10 protein-coding genes are annotated in these 16,121 nt (G+C 66.6%); 5 read left to right on the forward strand and 5 right to left on the reverse strand.

Going from position 1 to position 16,121, the window contains the following annotated elements; genetic code table 11:
• Window positions 1–10 precede the first annotated feature (10 nt).
• Together LO787_RS20695 and LO787_RS20700 are read right to left on the reverse strand one after the other, a co-directional pair.
• Window positions 11–172 carry a hypothetical protein gene (locus LO787_RS20695; RefSeq protein ID WP_232492865.1) on the reverse strand — a complete coding sequence of 54 codons (162 nt, stop codon included), beginning with the start codon at window positions 170–172 and terminating at the stop codon, window positions 11–13.
• Window positions 173–395: 223 nt separating this feature from the next.
• Window positions 396–1,598: a hypothetical protein gene (locus tag LO787_RS20700; RefSeq protein ID WP_232492866.1), complete on the reverse strand. Its 1,203-nt coding sequence runs from the start codon at window positions 1,596–1,598 to the stop codon at window positions 396–398.
• Window positions 1,599–2,093: 495 nt separating this feature from the next.
• Here LO787_RS20700 and rpoB point away from each other — a divergent pair, with 495 nt between their 5' ends.
• The 3 genes from rpoB (at window position 2,094) to LO787_RS20715 (ending at window position 11,598) form a co-directional block, all read left to right on the forward strand.
• Window positions 2,094–6,260: a DNA-directed RNA polymerase subunit beta gene (rpoB, locus tag LO787_RS20705; protein ID WP_232492867.1), complete on the forward strand. Its 4,167-nt coding sequence runs from the start codon at window positions 2,094–2,096 to the stop codon at window positions 6,258–6,260.
• Window positions 6,261–6,337: 77 nt separating this feature from the next.
• Window positions 6,338–10,624: a DNA-directed RNA polymerase subunit beta' gene (gene rpoC / locus LO787_RS20710; protein WP_232492868.1), complete on the forward strand. Its 4,287-nt coding sequence runs from the start codon at window positions 6,338–6,340 to the stop codon at window positions 10,622–10,624.
• A gap of 404 nt (window positions 10,625–11,028) precedes the next feature.
• Complete coding sequence (locus tag LO787_RS20715) at window positions 11,029–11,598, forward strand: opacity protein (RefSeq protein WP_232492869.1); 570 nt, start codon at window positions 11,029–11,031, stop codon at window positions 11,596–11,598.
• A 76-nt stretch (window positions 11,599–11,674) separates the two neighbouring features.
• Here the strand turns inward: LO787_RS20715 and ispG are convergent, their stop codons facing one another.
• Window positions 11,675–12,805 carry a flavodoxin-dependent (E)-4-hydroxy-3-methylbut-2-enyl-diphosphate synthase gene (gene ispG, locus LO787_RS20720; RefSeq protein WP_232492870.1) on the reverse strand — a complete coding sequence of 377 codons (1,131 nt, stop codon included), beginning with the start codon at window positions 12,803–12,805 and terminating at the stop codon, window positions 11,675–11,677.
• Between the two features lie 143 nt (window positions 12,806–12,948).
• On the opposite strand from ispG, the gene LO787_RS20725 reads away from it, so the two are divergent.
• Together LO787_RS20725 and LO787_RS20730 are read left to right on the forward strand one after the other, a co-directional pair.
• Window positions 12,949–14,052 carry a S41 family peptidase gene (locus LO787_RS20725; protein ID WP_232492871.1) on the forward strand — a complete coding sequence of 368 codons (1,104 nt, stop codon included), beginning with the start codon at window positions 12,949–12,951 and terminating at the stop codon, window positions 14,050–14,052.
• A gap of 42 nt (window positions 14,053–14,094) precedes the next feature.
• Window positions 14,095–15,105, forward strand: a complete 1,011-nt coding sequence (locus tag LO787_RS20730) for a zinc transporter ZntB (RefSeq protein ID WP_232492872.1) — start codon at window positions 14,095–14,097, stop codon at window positions 15,103–15,105.
• 35 nt (window positions 15,106–15,140) lie between these two features.
• On the opposite strand, the gene LO787_RS20735 is transcribed toward LO787_RS20730, so the two are convergent.
• Together LO787_RS20735 and LO787_RS20740 are read right to left on the reverse strand one after the other, a co-directional pair.
• The gene (locus LO787_RS20735; protein ID WP_232492873.1) at window positions 15,141–15,653 is read right to left on the reverse strand and encodes a GNAT family N-acetyltransferase; all 513 of its coding nucleotides are present in this window, start codon (window positions 15,651–15,653) and stop codon (window positions 15,141–15,143) included.
• On the reverse strand, window positions 15,650–16,114 hold the full coding sequence (locus LO787_RS20740) for a GNAT family N-acetyltransferase (protein WP_232492874.1): 465 nt from the start codon (window positions 16,112–16,114) through the stop codon (window positions 15,650–15,652). Before LO787_RS20740 ends, LO787_RS20735 begins: the two co-directional genes overlap by 4 nt.
• Window positions 16,115–16,121 lie beyond the last annotated feature (7 nt).

The following is a 16,121-nucleotide window of genomic DNA, read 5'->3' on the forward strand; positions in this document are numbered from 1 at the left end:
GTCGCTCTCCTCACATCATCGCCGGCGCGTGGCCGACGACCAGCACGACCGCTGCGGGACTGCGGGCCGCCTGCACGTCGAGTGCGGGCAGGGCGGGGATGAGGGCCATCACGGCAAGACCGGCAGCGATACCGGCGACGCGTGAACTGGAAATCCGTAAGGCTCGTTGCATTTGTCGTTCTCCGATATGCGTCATATCGAAATTCAATAAATGCGATTCGCCTTATCGTCAATCGATAATATCGAAAAACGATATGTCGCCGATGGAGGCAGGGCGGTGCCTGGTATGGTGCGCAGCGCGGTGCTCTGGGCGCCGCGCATAAAAAAGGGGGCGGCTCCTTGTGGAACCGCCCCCAATTGGGCCTGAGCTATCGCCGGGCGTGACGGCCGGCAGTTCAGGCCTTGGTTAGCTCCCGGTCGGTTGCAGGGGTGGAAGACCCGGGAGCCTGCTTGGTAGTGGGCTTGTAAGTGCGGAAGTCGAAGGAGCGGTCGGTCGTTGCCTGCGGACGCTCCGCCTCCATATGCTCGCGATGCTGGAGCTGCAGGCGGGCGCGACGCAGACGGCCCTTGCGCGAGGTGAACGGATTGCCTTCGTCCGGCTCGGCGGCGGCCATGCGGTCGAGCAGCTCGTAGCGCTCCTCGGGCGTCTCGGGCAGCGGCGCGGCGGCGAGGATCGCGGTGGCGCCCATGCCGGTTCCGGCCAAAGGCGCGGGGGTGGCCGGTCGAGCTGCCGGAGCGCGTTCGACCACTGCGGGTTCGGGCATGGCCGGTTCCACGGCCTCGACCACCGGGGCGGGCGGCGGCACCGGCTCCATTGCGCCGACCGGCTCGACCGGCGTCGGCGCGTAGGCCGCTTCCTCGTAGACTGGATCGTTGCGGCGACGACGCGTCATGGCGACGACGCCGACACCCGCGATGCCGAGCGCGGCAAGGATGCCGGCGATCTCGGCGACGGGCAGGTTGCCGTCGTCAGACGTTGCGGGCGCCGGGGGCGGCGGCGGAGCGGTGGGGTTTGCGAGCGGAGCCTCGGCGCGGGCCGGGGCCGGGCTAGCGGGCGGCACGGCGCCACGGGCCAGCGCGCCATCGGCGGCGGTTCCGGCGTCCTGCGCGGTGGGCACGCTCGGGCGAACGGGGCTACGCTCGGCGCGCGGTGCGGCCTGCGTGCGGCTCGCGGTGCGGGCGGGCGCGGGTTCGCTCACCGCCTCATCGGGCGTTGCGGGCGGCGCGGCATCGGGCAGCACGACGGTCTGCTGCGTCGTCGGAGCCTGCTGTGCGGTCGGCGCGGCAGCCGGGATCGCCGGGGCGGCAGGGGTCGACTGCGGCGAAGTGCCTGCGGTCGTCGCGGTGTCGGTCGGCGTATTGACCGGCGCGGTGGACTCCGGCGGCAGCGTCACGGTCGGCGTCGCGGGCGTGGTGCTGTTTTGCGCAGTCGCGGGCGAGCCGGTGTTGACGTCCTGCGGCAGCGAAAGCGAGGGCGTCGTCGCGGGCTGGACTTCCTGCGCGACGGCAGGGGCCGCAGCGGGGATTGCGGAAAGCGCGAGAACGGCGGCAATCGCCGTAAGGGCGCGGGGCGGGCGGGGGACAGCTACGTTCATCATGCGAGAAGCAATGCGCCCGAAGCCCGAAGGTCATTTCGCACCTGCGAAATACAGGACAAGTCGACTGCAAGTTTGCGACGAGTTGATGCTTGCCTAGTTTAGCGCGGTATTCTGGAGATTTACGCCAGATTAACGTGGGGCCGCTCGCCGAAGGGTGCTCCGGCAGCGCTGGTCGGCGGCATGCCGTACATGCGTTCGACAGGCCCTTTGACATCATGGGGGCGGGCTCCTATATGGCGGCCTCGCTCGATCGCTTCGAGCAAGGCGGGTCCATGCGCGGGGACACGCCCGGGAAGGAAGCGGTCGGGATATCATCCGACGTGGCAGGCTGCAGGCCGCATGGGCTCTCGGTATCGGGAATCCGCGCGCCAGCGGCCTTTACTGCGTTCCGGATGGTCCGTTTCACGACGGGCGACGTCACTCGCGACGACGAATTTTTACGGGGTCGATTCCGTCCGCGAATCGGTCCTCACACGAAGAGGCAAAGACCAGCTCATGGCCACCAAGCCCATCGACACCGCTCCGCTGGTGCGCACTGCGAAGAAGCGCATCCGCAAGATCTTCGGCGACATCCACGAAGTCGTCCAGATGCCCAACCTGATCGAAGTCCAGCGTGAGAGCTACGAGCAGTTCCTCCGCTCGGATCCCTCGACGGGCTACGTCTCGGGCCTCGAGAAGACCCTGCGCTCGGTGTTCCCGATCCGCGACTTCGCGGGCACCAGCGAGCTGGACTTCGTTCACTACGAGCTGGAAGAGCCCAAGTACGACGTGACCGAATGCCGCCAGCGCGGCATCACCTACGCCGCGCCGATGAAGGTCACGCTGCGCCTCATCGTGTTCGAGGTCGACGCCGAGACCGAGACCCGCTCGGTCCTCGATATCAAGGAGCAGGACGTCTACATGGGCGACATGCCCCTGATGACGGAGAACGGCACCTTCTTCATCAACGGCACCGAGCGCGTCATCGTCTCGCAGATGCACCGCTCGCCGGGCGTCCTGTTCGACCATGACCGCGGCAAGACCCACGCCTCGGGCAAGTACCTCTTCGCCGCCCGCGTGATCCCGTACCGCGGTTCGTGGCTGGACTTCGAGTTCGACGCCAAGGACATCGTCAACGTCCGCATCGACCGCAAGCGCAAGCTGCCCGTGACCTCGCTGCTCTACGCGCTGGGTCTCGACAGCGAGGCGATCCTCAACCACTTCTACTCGACGATGTCGTGGAAGCGCGGCAGCGGCGGCTGGCAGCTGCCCTACGCCGCCGAGGCATGGCGCGGTGCGAAGCCGACTTTCGACATCGTCGACGCCAAGTCGGGCGAGGTCGTGTTCCCCGCCGGCACCAAGATCAGCCCCCGCGCCGCCAACAAGGCGCAGAAGGACGGTCTGGAAGAGCTGCTGCTCCCGACCGAGGAAATCTTCGGCCGCTACTCGGCGCGCGACCTGATCGACGAGTCGACCGGCCGCATCTACATCGAGGCCGGCGACGAAGTGTCGCCCGAGAACCTCGAGGCGCTCGACAAGGCGGGCTTCGACCAGATCGAACTGCTCGACATCGACGAGGTCAACACCGGTCCCTGGATCCGCAACACCATGAAGGCCGACAAGGCCGAAGGTCGCGACATGGGTCTGGAAGCGATCTACAAGGTCATGCGTCCGGGCGAACCGCCGACGAAGGAGACCGCCGAGTCCCTGTTCGACGGCCTGTTCTTCGACGCCGACCGCTACGACCTCTCGGCCGTGGGCCGCGTCAAGATGAACATGCGCCTCGGCCTCGACGCCGAGGACACCGTCACCACCCTGCGCGTCGAGGACATCCTCGCCGTGGTGAAGGAGCTTGTCGGCCTGAAGGACGGCAAGGGCGAGATCGACGACATCGACAACCTCGGCAACCGTCGCGTGCGTTCGGTGGGCGAGCTGCTGGAGAACCAGTACCGCGTCGGCCTGCTCCGCATGGAGCGCGCCGTGAAAGAGCGCATGTCGTCGGTGGACGTGTCGACGGTCATGCCGAACGACCTCATCAACGCCAAGCCCGCCGTGGCCGCAGTGCGTGAGTTCTTCGGTTCCTCGCAGCTCTCGCAGTTCATGGACCAGACCAACCCGCTCTCGGAAGTCACCCACAAGCGCCGCGTCTCGGCGCTCGGGCCGGGCGGTCTCACCCGTGAGCGTGCCGGCTTCGAAGTCCGCGACGTTCACCCGACCCACTACGGCCGCATCTGCCCGATCGAGACGCCGGAAGGCCCGAACATCGGTCTGATCAACTCGCTGTCGACCTTCGCCCGCGTCAACAAGTACGGCTTCATCGAGACGCCGTACCGCAAGGTGATCGACGGCAAGGTGACCAAGGACGTCGTCTACCTCTCGGCGATGGAAGAGCAGAAGCACACCGTCGCGCAGGCTTCGGCCGAACTGACCGGTGACGGCTCGTTCGTCGAGGAACTCGTCTCGGCTCGCCAGAACGGCGAATTCGTGATGAGCCCGCGCGACCAGATCACGCTGATGGACGTTTCGCCCAAGCAGCTCGTTTCGGTCGCCGCCTCGCTCATTCCGTTCCTGGAAAACGACGACGCCAACCGCGCTCTCATGGGCTCGAACATGCAGCGTCAGGCCGTGCCGCTCGTCAAGGCCGATGCGCCTTACGTCGGCACCGGCATGGAAGAGACCGTGGCCCGCGATTCGGGCGCCGCGATCTCGGCCCTGCGTGCGGGCATCGTCGACCAGGTCGACGCGACCCGTATCGTCATCCGCGCCTCGGGCGACATCGAGCCCGGCAAGTCGGGCGTCGACATCTACCGCCTGCAGAAGTTCGAGCGTTCGAACCAGTCGACCTGCATCAACCAGCGTCCGCTGGTGAAGGTGGGCGAACTGGTCGAGGCCGGCACGATCATCGCCGACGGCCCGTCGACCGAGTTCGGCGAGCTGGCGCTGGGCCGCAACGTGCTCGTCGCGTTCATGCCCTGGAACGGCTACAACTACGAAGACTCCATCCTCATCTCCGAGCGCATCGTGAAGGACGACGTGTTCACGTCGATCCACATCGACGAGTTCGAGGTGATGGCCCGCGACACCAAGCTCGGGCCGGAAGACATCACCCGCGACATCCCGAACGTCGGCGAGGAAGCCCTGCGCAACCTCGACGAAGCGGGCATCGTCTACGTGGGCGCCGAAGTGCACCCGGGTGACATCCTCGTCGGCAAGATCACGCCGAAGGGCGAAAGCCCGATGACGCCGGAAGAGAAGCTCCTGCGCGCCATCTTCGGCGAGAAGGCTTCGGACGTCCGCGACACCTCGCTGCGCCTGCCGCCGGGCGTTTCGGGCACCATCGTCGACGTGCGCGTCTTCAACCGTCACGGCATCGAGGTCGACGACCGTACCCGCGCGATCCAGAACGAGGAAATCGAACGCCTCGCCAAGGACCGTGAGGACGAGCGCGCGATCCTCAACCGCGCCACCTACAACCGTCTGAAGGACATGCTCCTCGGCCAGGTCGCGACTGCCGCGCCCAAGGGCCTCAAGAAGGGCGTCGAGATCACGGACGAGGTGCTGGACGAGGTCGAGCGTCACGAGTGGTGGAAGTTCGCGGTCGCCGACGACCACGTTCAGGGCCAGCTCGAAGCGGTCAAGACCCAGTACGACCTGACCGTCAAGGCGATCCAGGAGAAGTTCGAGGACCGCAAGGAGAAGCTGGAGCGCGGCGACGAGCTGGCTCCGGGCGTGCTCAAGATGGTCAAGGTCTTCGTCGCGGTGAAGCGCAAGCTGCAGCCGGGCGACAAGATGGCCGGCCGTCACGGCAACAAGGGTATCATCAGCCGCATCCTGCCGCTGGAGGACATGCCCTTCCTGGAAGACGGCACCCCCGTCGACTTCGTCATGAACCCGCTGGGCGTGCCTTCGCGCATGAACGTGGGCCAGATCTTCGAGACGCACCTTGGCTGGGCCGCACGCGGTCTGGGCAAGCGCATCGGCGAGGCGCTGGACGCATGGCGTGCCGCCAATCCGAACCCGGTCGCAGGCCAGCCGCCCGAGGCCGTCCGCGAGATGCTCACCGAGATCTACGGTGACAACTACGCGGCCGACATCGCCAGCCGTACCGACGACCAGATCGTCGAGTTCGCCGACTCCGTCCGCAAGGGCGTGCCGATGGGCTCGCCGGTGTTCGACGGCGCGGTGGAAAAGGACGTGTCCGACATGCTCAAGCTGGCGGGCCTCGACGAATCGGGTCAGGTTGACCTGTTCGACGGCCGCACCGGCGACCGCTTCGACCGCAAGGTCACGGTGGGCATGAAGTACGTGCTCAAGCTGCACCACCTTGTCGACGACAAGATCCACGCCCGTTCGATCGGTCCGTACTCGCTCGTCACCCAGCAGCCGCTGGGCGGTAAGGCGCAGTTCGGTGGCCAGCGCTTCGGTGAGATGGAGGTCTGGGCTCTCCAGGCCTACGGCGCGGCGTATACCCTGCAGGAAATGCTGACGGTGAAGTCGGACGACGTGGTCGGCCGCACCAAGGTCTACGAAGCGATCGTCAAGGGCGACGACACCTTCGAGGCCGGCATTCCCGAGAGCTTCAACGTTCTCGTCAAGGAAATGCGCTCGCTGGGTCTCAACGTCGAACTCTCCTCGCTCGACAACGACGAGGACGACGACGGCGTGGCGCTCGCGGCGGAGTAAGGGATTTCGGGCGGGGCTTCGGCCTTGCCCGTTCCTCCCCGCCCGCAGAAGAATTCACCCTCTAGAGGGATAAAACTATGAACGACCTGACCAAGTTCACGAACCAGATGGCCAAGCCCGAGACGTTCGACCAGATCCAGATCGGTCTGGCGAGCCCCGAGCGCATCCGCTCCTGGTCCTTCGGCGAGATCAAGAAGCCGGAAACCATCAACTACCGCACGTTCAAGCCCGAGCGTGACGGCCTGTTCTGCGCCCGCATCTTCGGCCCCGTGAAGGACTACGAGTGCCTTTGCGGCAAGTACAAGCGCATGAAGTACAAGGGCGTCGTCTGCGAAAAGTGCGGCGTCGAAGTCACCGTCACCAAGGTGCGCCGCGAGCGCATGGGCCACATCGAGCTGGCCGCCCCGGTCGCGCACATCTGGTTCCTCAAGTCGCTGCCCTCGCGCATCGGCCTGCTGCTCGACATGCAGCTCAAGCTGCTTGAGCGCGTCCTGTACTTCGAGAGCTACATCGTCATCGAGCCGGGCCTGACCCCGCTCGAGAAGTACCAGCTCCTGACCGAAGACGAGATGCTCGACGCGCAGGACGAGTATGGCGAAGACGCCTTCTCGGCCGGCATCGGTGCGGAAGCGGTCAAGCAGATGCTCATCGCGCTCGACCTCGAGCAGGAGCGTGCGGACCTGCTTCAGGAACTTGAGACGACCAAGTCGGAACTCAAGCCGAAGAAGATCATCAAGCGCCTCAAGGTCGTGGAATCGTTCATCGATTCGGGCAACCGCCCCGAGTGGATGATCCTCGACGTCGTGCCGGTCATTCCGCCGGAACTGCGCCCGCTGGTTCCGCTGGACGGCGGTCGCTTCGCGACCTCGGACCTCAACGACCTCTACCGTCGCGTCATCAACCGCAACAACCGCCTCAAGCGCCTGATCGAGCTGCGCGCGCCGGACATCATCGTCCGCAACGAAAAGCGCATGCTGCAGGAAGCCGTTGACGCGCTGTTCGACAACGGCCGCCGCGGCCGCGTCATCACCGGCGCCAACAAGCGTCCGCTGAAGTCGCTGTCCGACATGCTCAAGGGCAAGCAGGGCCGCTTCCGCCAGAACCTTCTGGGCAAGCGCGTCGACTACTCGGGCCGTTCGGTCATCGTGACCGGTCCGGAGCTCAAGCTGCACCAGTGCGGCCTGCCCAAGAAGATGGCGCTCGAACTGTTCAAGCCCTTCATCTACGCCCGCCTCGACGCCAAGGGTCTGTCCATGACCCTGAAGCAGGCCAAGAAGTGGGTCGAGAAGGAGCGCAAGGAAGTCTGGGACATCCTCGACGAAGTCATTCGCGAGCACCCGGTCATGCTGAACCGCGCGCCGACGCTGCACCGTCTGGGCATCCAGGCGTTCGAGCCGGTCCTCATCGAAGGCAAGGCGATCCAGCTGCACCCGCTCGTCTGCTCGGCGTTCAACGCCGACTTCGACGGTGACCAGATGGCCGTCCACGTGCCGCTCTCGCTGGAAGCCCAGCTGGAAGCGCGCGTGCTGATGATGTCGACCAACAACATCCTCTCGCCGGCAAACGGCAAGCCGATCATCGTGCCTTCGCAGGACATGGTGCTCGGCCTGTACTACCTGTCGCTGGATCGCACCGGCGAGCCGGGCGAGGGCATGAAGTTCGCCGACATGGCCGAAGTTCACCAGGCGCTGCATGTCGGCGCGGTGACGCTCCACTCGAAGATCGAGGCCCGCGTGCCGCAGACCGACGAGAACGGCCAGCAGTACATGAAGCGCTTCGAGACCACTCCGGGCCGCATGCTGCTGGGCGAGTGCCTGCCCAAGTCGCACACGGTGCCCTTCGACGTCGTCAACCGCCTTCTCACCAAGAAGGAAATCGGTGACGTCATCGACCAGGTGTACCGTCACACCGGCCAGAAGGACACGGTGCTGTTCGCCGACGCGATCATGTCGCTCGGCTTCCGCAACGCGTTCAAGGCGGGCATCTCCTTCGGCAAGGATGACATGATCATCCCGGACTCGAAGGTGGCTCTGGTGGCCGAGACCAAGGAACTGGTTGCCGACTACGAGCAGCAGTACCAGGACGGTCTCATCACCCAGCAGGAGAAGTACAACAAGGTGATCGACGCCTGGAGCCGTTGCGGCGACCAGGTCGCGAACGCCATGATGGACGAGATCAAGGCCCAGCCCGTCGATCCCGAAACCGGCCGCATGGCGCAGATCAACTCGATCTACATGATGAGCCACTCGGGTGCGCGTGGTAGCCCGGCCCAGATGAAGCAGCTTGCCGGTATGCGCGGCCTCATGGCCAAGCCGTCGGGCGAGATCATCGAAACGCCGATCATCTCGAACTTCAAGGAAGGTCTGACCGTCCTTGAGTACTTCAACTCGACTCACGGCGCCCGCAAGGGTCTGGCCGACACCGCGCTCAAGACGGCGAACTCGGGTTACCTGACCCGCCGTCTGGTCGACGTGTCGCAGGACTGCGTCATCGTCGTCGATGACTGCGGCACCGAGCGCGCGCTGGAAATGCGTTCGATCGTGCAGGGTGGTTCGACCATCGCCTCGCTCGGCGAGCGTATCCTGGGCCGTACCCTGGCCGAGGACATCGTCGACAAGGAAGGCAACACCATCGCCGTCAAGGGCCAGCTCCTCGACGAACCGGCGGTTGCCGCGATCGAGGCCACCGGCCTGCAGAACGCGCGCATCCGCTCGCCGCTGGTCTGCGAAGCGACGCAGGGCGTCTGCGGCAAGTGCTACGGGCGTGACCTCGCCCGCGGTACGCCGGTGAACATCGGTGAAGCTGTCGGCGTCATCGCCGCGCAGTCGATCGGTGAGCCGGGCACGCAGCTGACCATGCGTACCTTCCACATCGGTGGTGCGGCGCAGCTGAACGAAACCTCGCACCTCGAAGCGATCAGCGCGGGCCATGTCGAATATCGCGACATCCCGACGATCGTCGACAAGCGTGGCCGCCTGCTGTCGCTGGCGCGCAACGGCGAGATCGTGCTGTTCGACACCGAGGGCCGCGAACGCGCTCTGCACCGCGTGCCTTACGGTACGGTGCTGCTGCACAAGAACGGCGCCAAGGTCGAGCAGGGCGAACGCCTGGCCGAGTGGGATCCGTTCACGCTGCCGATCATCACCGAAACTTCCGGTATCGTGAAGTATCAGGACCTGATCGACACCCGCACGCTGACCGAGCACGTCGATGACGCCACCGGCATGACCAGCCGCGTCGTCACCGAGGACCGCTCGACGGCCCGCGCCAAGAAGAAGGAAGACCTGCGTCCGCGCATCACCCTTCTCGACGACGCATCGGGCGAAGCCGCGCGCTACATGCTGGCGCCAGGCACCACGCTCTCGGTCGAGGACGGCCAGGCGGTCGAAGCGGGCGACATCGTTGCTCGTGCCAGCCGCGAAGCCGCCAAGACCCGCGACATCACCGGTGGTCTGCCGCGCGTCGCCGAACTGTTCGAGGCCCGCAAGCCGAAGGATAACGCGGTCATCGCCAAGGTCTCGGGCCGCGTCGAGTTCGTCCGTGACTACAAGGCCAAGCGCAAGATCGCGATCATCCCGGAAGAGGGTGATCCGGTGGAGTACCTGATCCCGAAGTCGAAGGTCGTCGACGTTCAGGAAGGCGACTGGGTCAAGAAGGGCGACAACCTGGTTTCGGGCTCGCCCGATCCGCACGACATCCTGGAAGTCCTCGGCGTGGAAGCGCTGGCGGAGTACCTGGTGGCGGAAATCCAGGAAGTCTACCGCTTGCAGGGCGTGAAGATCAACGACAAGCACATCGAGGTGATCGTTCGCCAGATGCTGCAGAAGGTCGAGATCACCGATGGCGGCGACACCACGCTGCTGGCGGCCGAGCAGGTCGACTACGAGGAGATGGCCGAGATCAACGGCAAGCTGCCGGAGGGCAAGCGCCCCGCCGTCGGTAAGCCGGTGCTGCTGGGCATTACCAAGGCGTCGCTCCAGACCCGCTCGTTCATCTCGGCGGCCTCGTTCCAGGAAACCACCCGCGTGCTCACGCAGGCGGCGGTCGAAGGAAAGAAGGACTCGCTGATCGGCCTGAAGGAAAACGTCATCGTCGGCCGCCTCATCCCGGCGGGTACCGGCGCGGGCATGAACCGCGTGCGTGTTGCGGCTTCCAGCCGTGACGCGGCCCTCCGTGCGGCGACCCGCCGCATGCAGGAGGCCATGATCCTCGCCAACACGGCCGAGGAAGAGCACAAGGCCGAACTGGCCCGCGACGTGCGCGACGACCTCGGCGACAGCCCGCTCGCGGCAGTCGAGGGCGAGACCCACGGCACCGACGCGGACGCCGGCGACTACCTGCTGAAGGGCGACGAGGCCGAATAAGCCTCGCCATCCCGGCTGACGAAAAAGGCCCCGTCGGAGCGATCCGGCGGGGCCTTTTTGCATCCGCTATTCGTTGCATGAATGTCACACATCGGTCGGCATCGACGAGTTGAGCGGAACCGCACCTGTCCGTGCCGGGTTCCCTGCATGAGATGATCGAAGGTAGCTGACACAAACGAACTGTTGTTAATCAGGAGCATGGGTCTTTTCCGCCAAGGCGGATCGGCAGCGCGACAGCCGCCCTCCCATGTCGTGATCCCCGACATGCACAGTCCTCGTTGCCGCACGGCGCTGCGGTGCCGCGTGCCTGTCCCTTGCGGACACGGCACCGATGCCGCGCCTCCCGATCGCTCGCAAGGAACTGGCGGCGCCTCCCCCCGGCCCGTCATGATTGGAGTACGGAAATGAAGAAGATTGCACTCTGCGCGGCAGCCCTGATCGCCGCCATCCCCGCCGCCAGCTTCGCGCAGGAGGCAGACAGCACCGAGGCCACCGCGCCCGACGGCACCCGTGCATTCGGCATCGAGCCCTACATCGGCATCATGGGCGGCTATGACAGCTACGACAAGCGCAGCGAGTTCGGCTCCCCCCGTGGCGGCAAGATGAACGGCGCGCTGATCCAGGGCGTCGCGGGCGTGAACGTGCCGATCGGCCCGGCCTTCGTCGGCGTCGAGGGCAACGTCGCCAAGGGCTTCGGCGATATCGACTGGGAATACGGCGTGAAGGGCCGCGTCGGCGCCCGTGCCGGTGAAAGCGGCATGATCTACGCTTCCGGCGGGTACGAATGGGTCAACGGCAAGCGCGCCTATTCGGACCAGAAGGACTGGATCTACGGCGTCGGTGTGGAAGTCGGCCCGAAGGACATCGGCCTTGGTGGCGTGACCGGCAACAGCGGCGTGCGCCTGCGCTTCGAGGTCGACACCTACGACTTCGACAGCATCCGTCCGATGGCGGGCGCGGTCGTCCACTTCTGATCGACGGTCGATAGCAAAAAGAAAAGCGCCCCCGGAGCGATCCGGAGGCGCTTTTTCGTGCGCGGATGGTGCGGCGTTACTCTGCCGCGACGGCGGCCTGTGCCTCGTTGGCGGCCTCGATCTCGGCCGCCTTGGCTTCCACCAGCGATACGATGTGGTCGAGCATGGCTTCGCTCTGCACGGTGTGATCGGTCACGCCCGAGAGGTAGACCATGTGCTTGCCGTTGCCGCCGCCGGTGAGGCCGATATCGGTCTCGCGCGCTTCGCCCGGCCCGTTGACGACGCAGCCCAGCACCGAGAGCGAGAGCGGCGTCTTGATGTGCTGCAGGCGCTCTTCCAGCGCCTCTACCGTGCGGATCACGTCGAAGCCCTGACGTGCGCAGCTCGGGCAGGAGACGACGCGCACGCCGCGGGTGCGCAGGCCGAGGGCCTTGAGCATCTCGAACCCGACGCGCACTTCCTCTTCCGGTTCGGCCGAGAGCGAGACGCGCAGGGTGTCGCCGATGCCCGACCACAGCAGCATGCCCATGCCGATCGAGGACTTGACCGTGCCGCCGATCAGGCCGCCCGCCTCGGTGATGCCGAGGTGCAGCGGACAGTCCACCGCGTCCGCCAGCCCCTGATAGGCGGCGACGGCGAGGAACACGTCGCTGGCCTTCACCGCGACCTTGTATTCGTGGAAGTCGTGGTCCTGCAGCAGCTTGATGTGATCCATCGCCGATTCGACCAGCGCCTCGGGGCAGGGCTCGCCGTACTTTTCGAGGAGGTGCCTTTCGAGGCTGCCCGCGTTGACGCCGATGCGGATCGCGCAGCCGTTGGCCTTGGCGGCGCGCACCACTTCGGCGACGCGGTCGGACGAGCCGATGTTGCCGGGATTGATGCGCAGGCACGCCGCGCCCGCGTCCGCTGCTTCGAGCGCGCGCTTGTAGTGGAAATGGATGTCCGCGATCAGCGGCACGCGGGCTTCCCGTGCGATCTCGCGGAACGCCGCCGTGCTCTCCACATCGGGGCAGGAGACGCGGATGAGGTCGGCCCCGGCATCCTCGCAGCGGCGGATCTGCTCGATCGTCGCCTTCGCGTCGGACGTCAGGGTGTTGGTCATGGTCTGGACCGTGATCGGCGCATCGCCGCCGACGGGGACGCTGCCGACCATGATCTGGCGGCTCTTGCGGCGCTCGATATCGCGCCAGGGACGTACGGAGGACATGCGTGCCTCTATAGGCGCTTGGAGTGACGGTTTGAAGCCGCTTTCCATCTCGACGAACGTCATCGGCGGATCGGCGGGCGCATTGGCCCGTCGCGCCGCATTCGGGCAATAGACTGGCCGAGACAACGAGAGAGATCCCGACCGTGCCCCAGAGCTTCGCCCAGACCGTCCTCAGCCCCATGGCCATCGTCGCCGCACTGGCTGCGGGAGCGGCGACGGTGGCGGTTCCGGCGCTCGCGGCGGATCGCTCCTGCGCCAAGCCCGCGCCCGAGGGCAGCGATGCCGCCGCCTGCGAACTGGCCGACAAGCTGGAGCGGCTTTACATCTATCCTGAGCAGGGCAGGCGCTATGCCGAGGCTCTGCGCGAGGGTGTGGCCTCGGGCCGCTACGCCGCGCTGCCGAGGGAGGACGCCGCCGCTGCGATGACGCGCGACCTTCAGGCGAGCGCGCCCGACGGCCACCTGCGCGTCTTCGTCCCGCGCCCCCACCCGCCGGAGGGCGCCGCTCCGCAACCGCCGGAATACCCGCCGATCGAGCAGCCCGGCTGGATCGCGCCCGGCATCGCCTACGTGCGGCTCAACGAGTTCCCCGACGATGCGGCAGTGACCGGGAAGGTCGCCGCCTTCATGCGCGAGCATGCCACCGCCCGCGCGCTGATCTTCGACCTGCGTTCGCACCACGGCGGCGGGCTGGAGCAGATGGACGTGATCCTGCCCTGGCTTTTCGCCAGGCCGACGCGCCTCGTCACCATGGAGACGACACAGGCGACCGAGCGGGAAGAGGCTTCCCCGGCTGCCGAGATACCGTCGCTGCGGCTCGTGCCCGATCCGGTCATGGCGCGGCGCGAGCATTGGGTGACGCCCAATGCGGAGACTTCGCTGCGGGGGGCCAAGGTCTACCTGCTGACCGGCCCGCGCACCGCATCCGCCGCCGAGCATTTCGCGCTCGCCATGAAGGCGACCCACCGCGCCACGCTGGTGGGTGAGCCGACGGCGGGGGCAAACCACTTCGGGGGGCAGGTCGGACTGCCCGGTGGCCTCGTCGCCTTCCTGCCGGTGGGGCGCACTTTCGATCCTGCGACCGGCAAGGACTGGGAGGGTGATGGTGTCGCTCCCGATGTCGCCGTATCCAAGGAAACGGCGCTGGAATGGGTACTTACCGACCTCGGCCTGCCCACAGCGCAGGCGCATGCCCTCGCGGAGGCGCACCGCCCGACGCTGCCGACAGAGCGCCGCAAGCGGACCTGACGGGGCCTTTTGCCGCGCTCTGATTTCGGGCATTGAGGCGCGATGAGCCCCGACCTGCTGACCGACGACGAAGACTGCCACCTGCCGCTCCTGTTCGGGCGCCTGCTCGACGGGAAGGGCGGGGCGCGGCTGATCCAGTGGGAAGAGGCGCAGGGCTGGCAGCCCGGACACGAAGGCGAAGTGCTGTGGCTGCACCTGCTGCGCACCCATGCGGGCGTGCAGGAATGGCTGGAGGACAGCCTCGGCCTGCCCGAGCCGACCGCCGAACTGCTCACCGGAGACGCCACCCGGCCGCGCGCGTTCCGTGAAGGCCAAACGCTGGTGGCGACGCTGCGGGGCATCAACTTCAACCCCGGCGCCGCGCCGGAGGACATGCTCTCGCTCCAGCTGTGGAGCGATGGGCACCGCGTCGTCACGCTGCGCCGCGCGCCGCTCCAGACGCCGCGCCTCGTGGCCAACGACCTTGATGCGGGTGAGGGGCCGGAGGACGCGGGCGCGCTCATCACCGCACTCACCGAGCACCTGATCGACCGCATGAGCCACGCCATCGTCGACATGAACGCGGTGATCGACGAGCTTGAGGATGATACGACGCCGAACGACCCGGACGAACTGCTCGACAAGATCGTGACGATCCGCCGCAACTGCCTGGCCCTGAAGCGCCACATGTCGCCGCAGCACGAGGCGCTGACTGCGATCGCCAACGGCGCGCCGGGCTGGTTCGAGGATCACGACCGGCGCGAGATCGCCGAATCCATCGCCCGCCTGCGCCGCTATCTCGACGACCTCGACATCAGCAAGGAATCGGCGGTGGTCCTGCAGGACGACATCCGCGCCCGCGCCGCCGCGAACACCCAGCGCACGCAGTACGTGCTGGCGGTGGTGGCGGGGGTGTTCCTGCCGCTGACCTTCATCACCGGCCTGCTCGGCATCAACGTCGGCGACATCCCGCTGGCGGAGCAGGGCTCGCACGGGTTCTGGATCATCGTCGGGCTCTGCGGCGCGATACTGGCGGTGGAGGTGCTGCTGCTGCGCCGGTTGAAGTGGTTCTGAGTTCAGCGTCGTCCCGGACTTGATCCGGGCCGACGTCAGAGCACCTTCGCGAAGAGAAACTCTTCGTCGCGCTGCTCGCCTACCATGAAGTGAATGTCGGCAACTTTCTCGAAGCCGTAGCGGGCATAGAACTTCTGCGCGCCGGGGTTGTCCGAATAGACCGACAGCTGGATTTCGTCCGCGCCGAAAGTGACCGCCTCGCCCAGCGCCCATTCCATCAGCGCCGCGCCGATGCCCTGTCCGGTGGCCTCGGGCGCGGTGTAGAGCTGCTTCAGTTCGATCGCCCGCTGGCCGCGCGCGTGTTCGGGCCAGCCGCAGACCATCACCAGCTTGCAGTAGCCGAGCAGTTGCCCGTCCTGCTCCGCCAGCATCACGCGCATCGTCGGCTCGGTGATCTCCTTCGCCACCTTGCTCTCGCTGTGCGACCCGGCGAGGAAGTTGGCCAGATCCTCCGCCGTGTAGAGATGCCCGAACTTGGCGACGAAGCTGTCGGTGCCGAGGCGGGAGAGGGCGGCGGCGTCGGCGGGAGTGGCGGGGCGCAGGTTCATCGCAGGTCTTTCGTCATGCAGATCGAGAAGTCATCGGACACGTAGTCGCCGAAGGGCGGGCACTCCACGAAGCCGTGAGCGCGATAGAGGCCGTGGGCGGGGTGGAACGGCTCCGGCCGCCCGGTTTCGAGGCTGACGCGGGCGTAACCGCGGGTGCGAGCCTCTTCCAGCAGGCGGGCTAGGATCGCCTTGCCGACGCCTTTCCGCCGATATTCAGGGGCGGCGCGCATGGATTTCAGCTCGCCGTGATCGTCACCGAGGTGCTTGATCGCGCCGCAGCCCGCCAGCACCTCGCCGTCCCATGCGGAGAAGAACGCGACGTCGGGCTGGCGCAGCCGCTCGGCGGGCATGGCGTGGACGCTCTCGGGCGGGGACCAGCGGTGCATCTCGTCGAGGTGGAACTGGAGCAGCGCCAGCACCGCCTCGCCGTTGAGGTCGTCGGGGACGATGGTCAGGTTCATTGGTGCC

Source organism: Novosphingobium kaempferiae (genome assembly GCF_021227995.1).
In the GTDB taxonomy this organism is placed as follows: Bacteria; Pseudomonadota; Alphaproteobacteria; order Sphingomonadales; family Sphingomonadaceae; genus Novosphingobium; species Novosphingobium kaempferiae.

What these genes read in the sequence shown, in the direction of transcription:
- LO787_RS20695 (WP_232492865.1), bottom strand. Translation starts at nt 172, where the DNA reads ATGCAACGAGCCTTACGGATTTCCAGTTCACGCGTCGCCGGTATCGCT.
- LO787_RS20700 (WP_232492866.1), bottom strand. Translation starts at nt 1,598, where the DNA reads ATGATGAACGTAGCTGTCCCCCGCCCGCCCCGCGCCCTTACGGCGATT.
- rpoB (WP_232492867.1), top strand. Translation starts at nt 2,094, where the DNA reads ATGGCCACCAAGCCCATCGACACCGCTCCGCTGGTGCGCACTGCGAAG.
- rpoC (WP_232492868.1), top strand. Translation starts at nt 6,338, where the DNA reads ATGAACGACCTGACCAAGTTCACGAACCAGATGGCCAAGCCCGAGACG.
- LO787_RS20715 (WP_232492869.1), top strand. Translation starts at nt 11,029, where the DNA reads ATGAAGAAGATTGCACTCTGCGCGGCAGCCCTGATCGCCGCCATCCCC.
- ispG (WP_232492870.1), bottom strand. Translation starts at nt 12,805, where the DNA reads ATGTCCTCCGTACGTCCCTGGCGCGATATCGAGCGCCGCAAGAGCCGC.
- LO787_RS20730 (WP_232492872.1), top strand. Translation starts at nt 14,095, where the DNA reads ATGAGCCCCGACCTGCTGACCGACGACGAAGACTGCCACCTGCCGCTC.
- LO787_RS20735 (WP_232492873.1), bottom strand. Translation starts at nt 15,653, where the DNA reads ATGAACCTGCGCCCCGCCACTCCCGCCGACGCCGCCGCCCTCTCCCGC.
- LO787_RS20740 (WP_232492874.1), bottom strand. Translation starts at nt 16,114, where the DNA reads ATGAACCTGACCATCGTCCCCGACGACCTCAACGGCGAGGCGGTGCTG.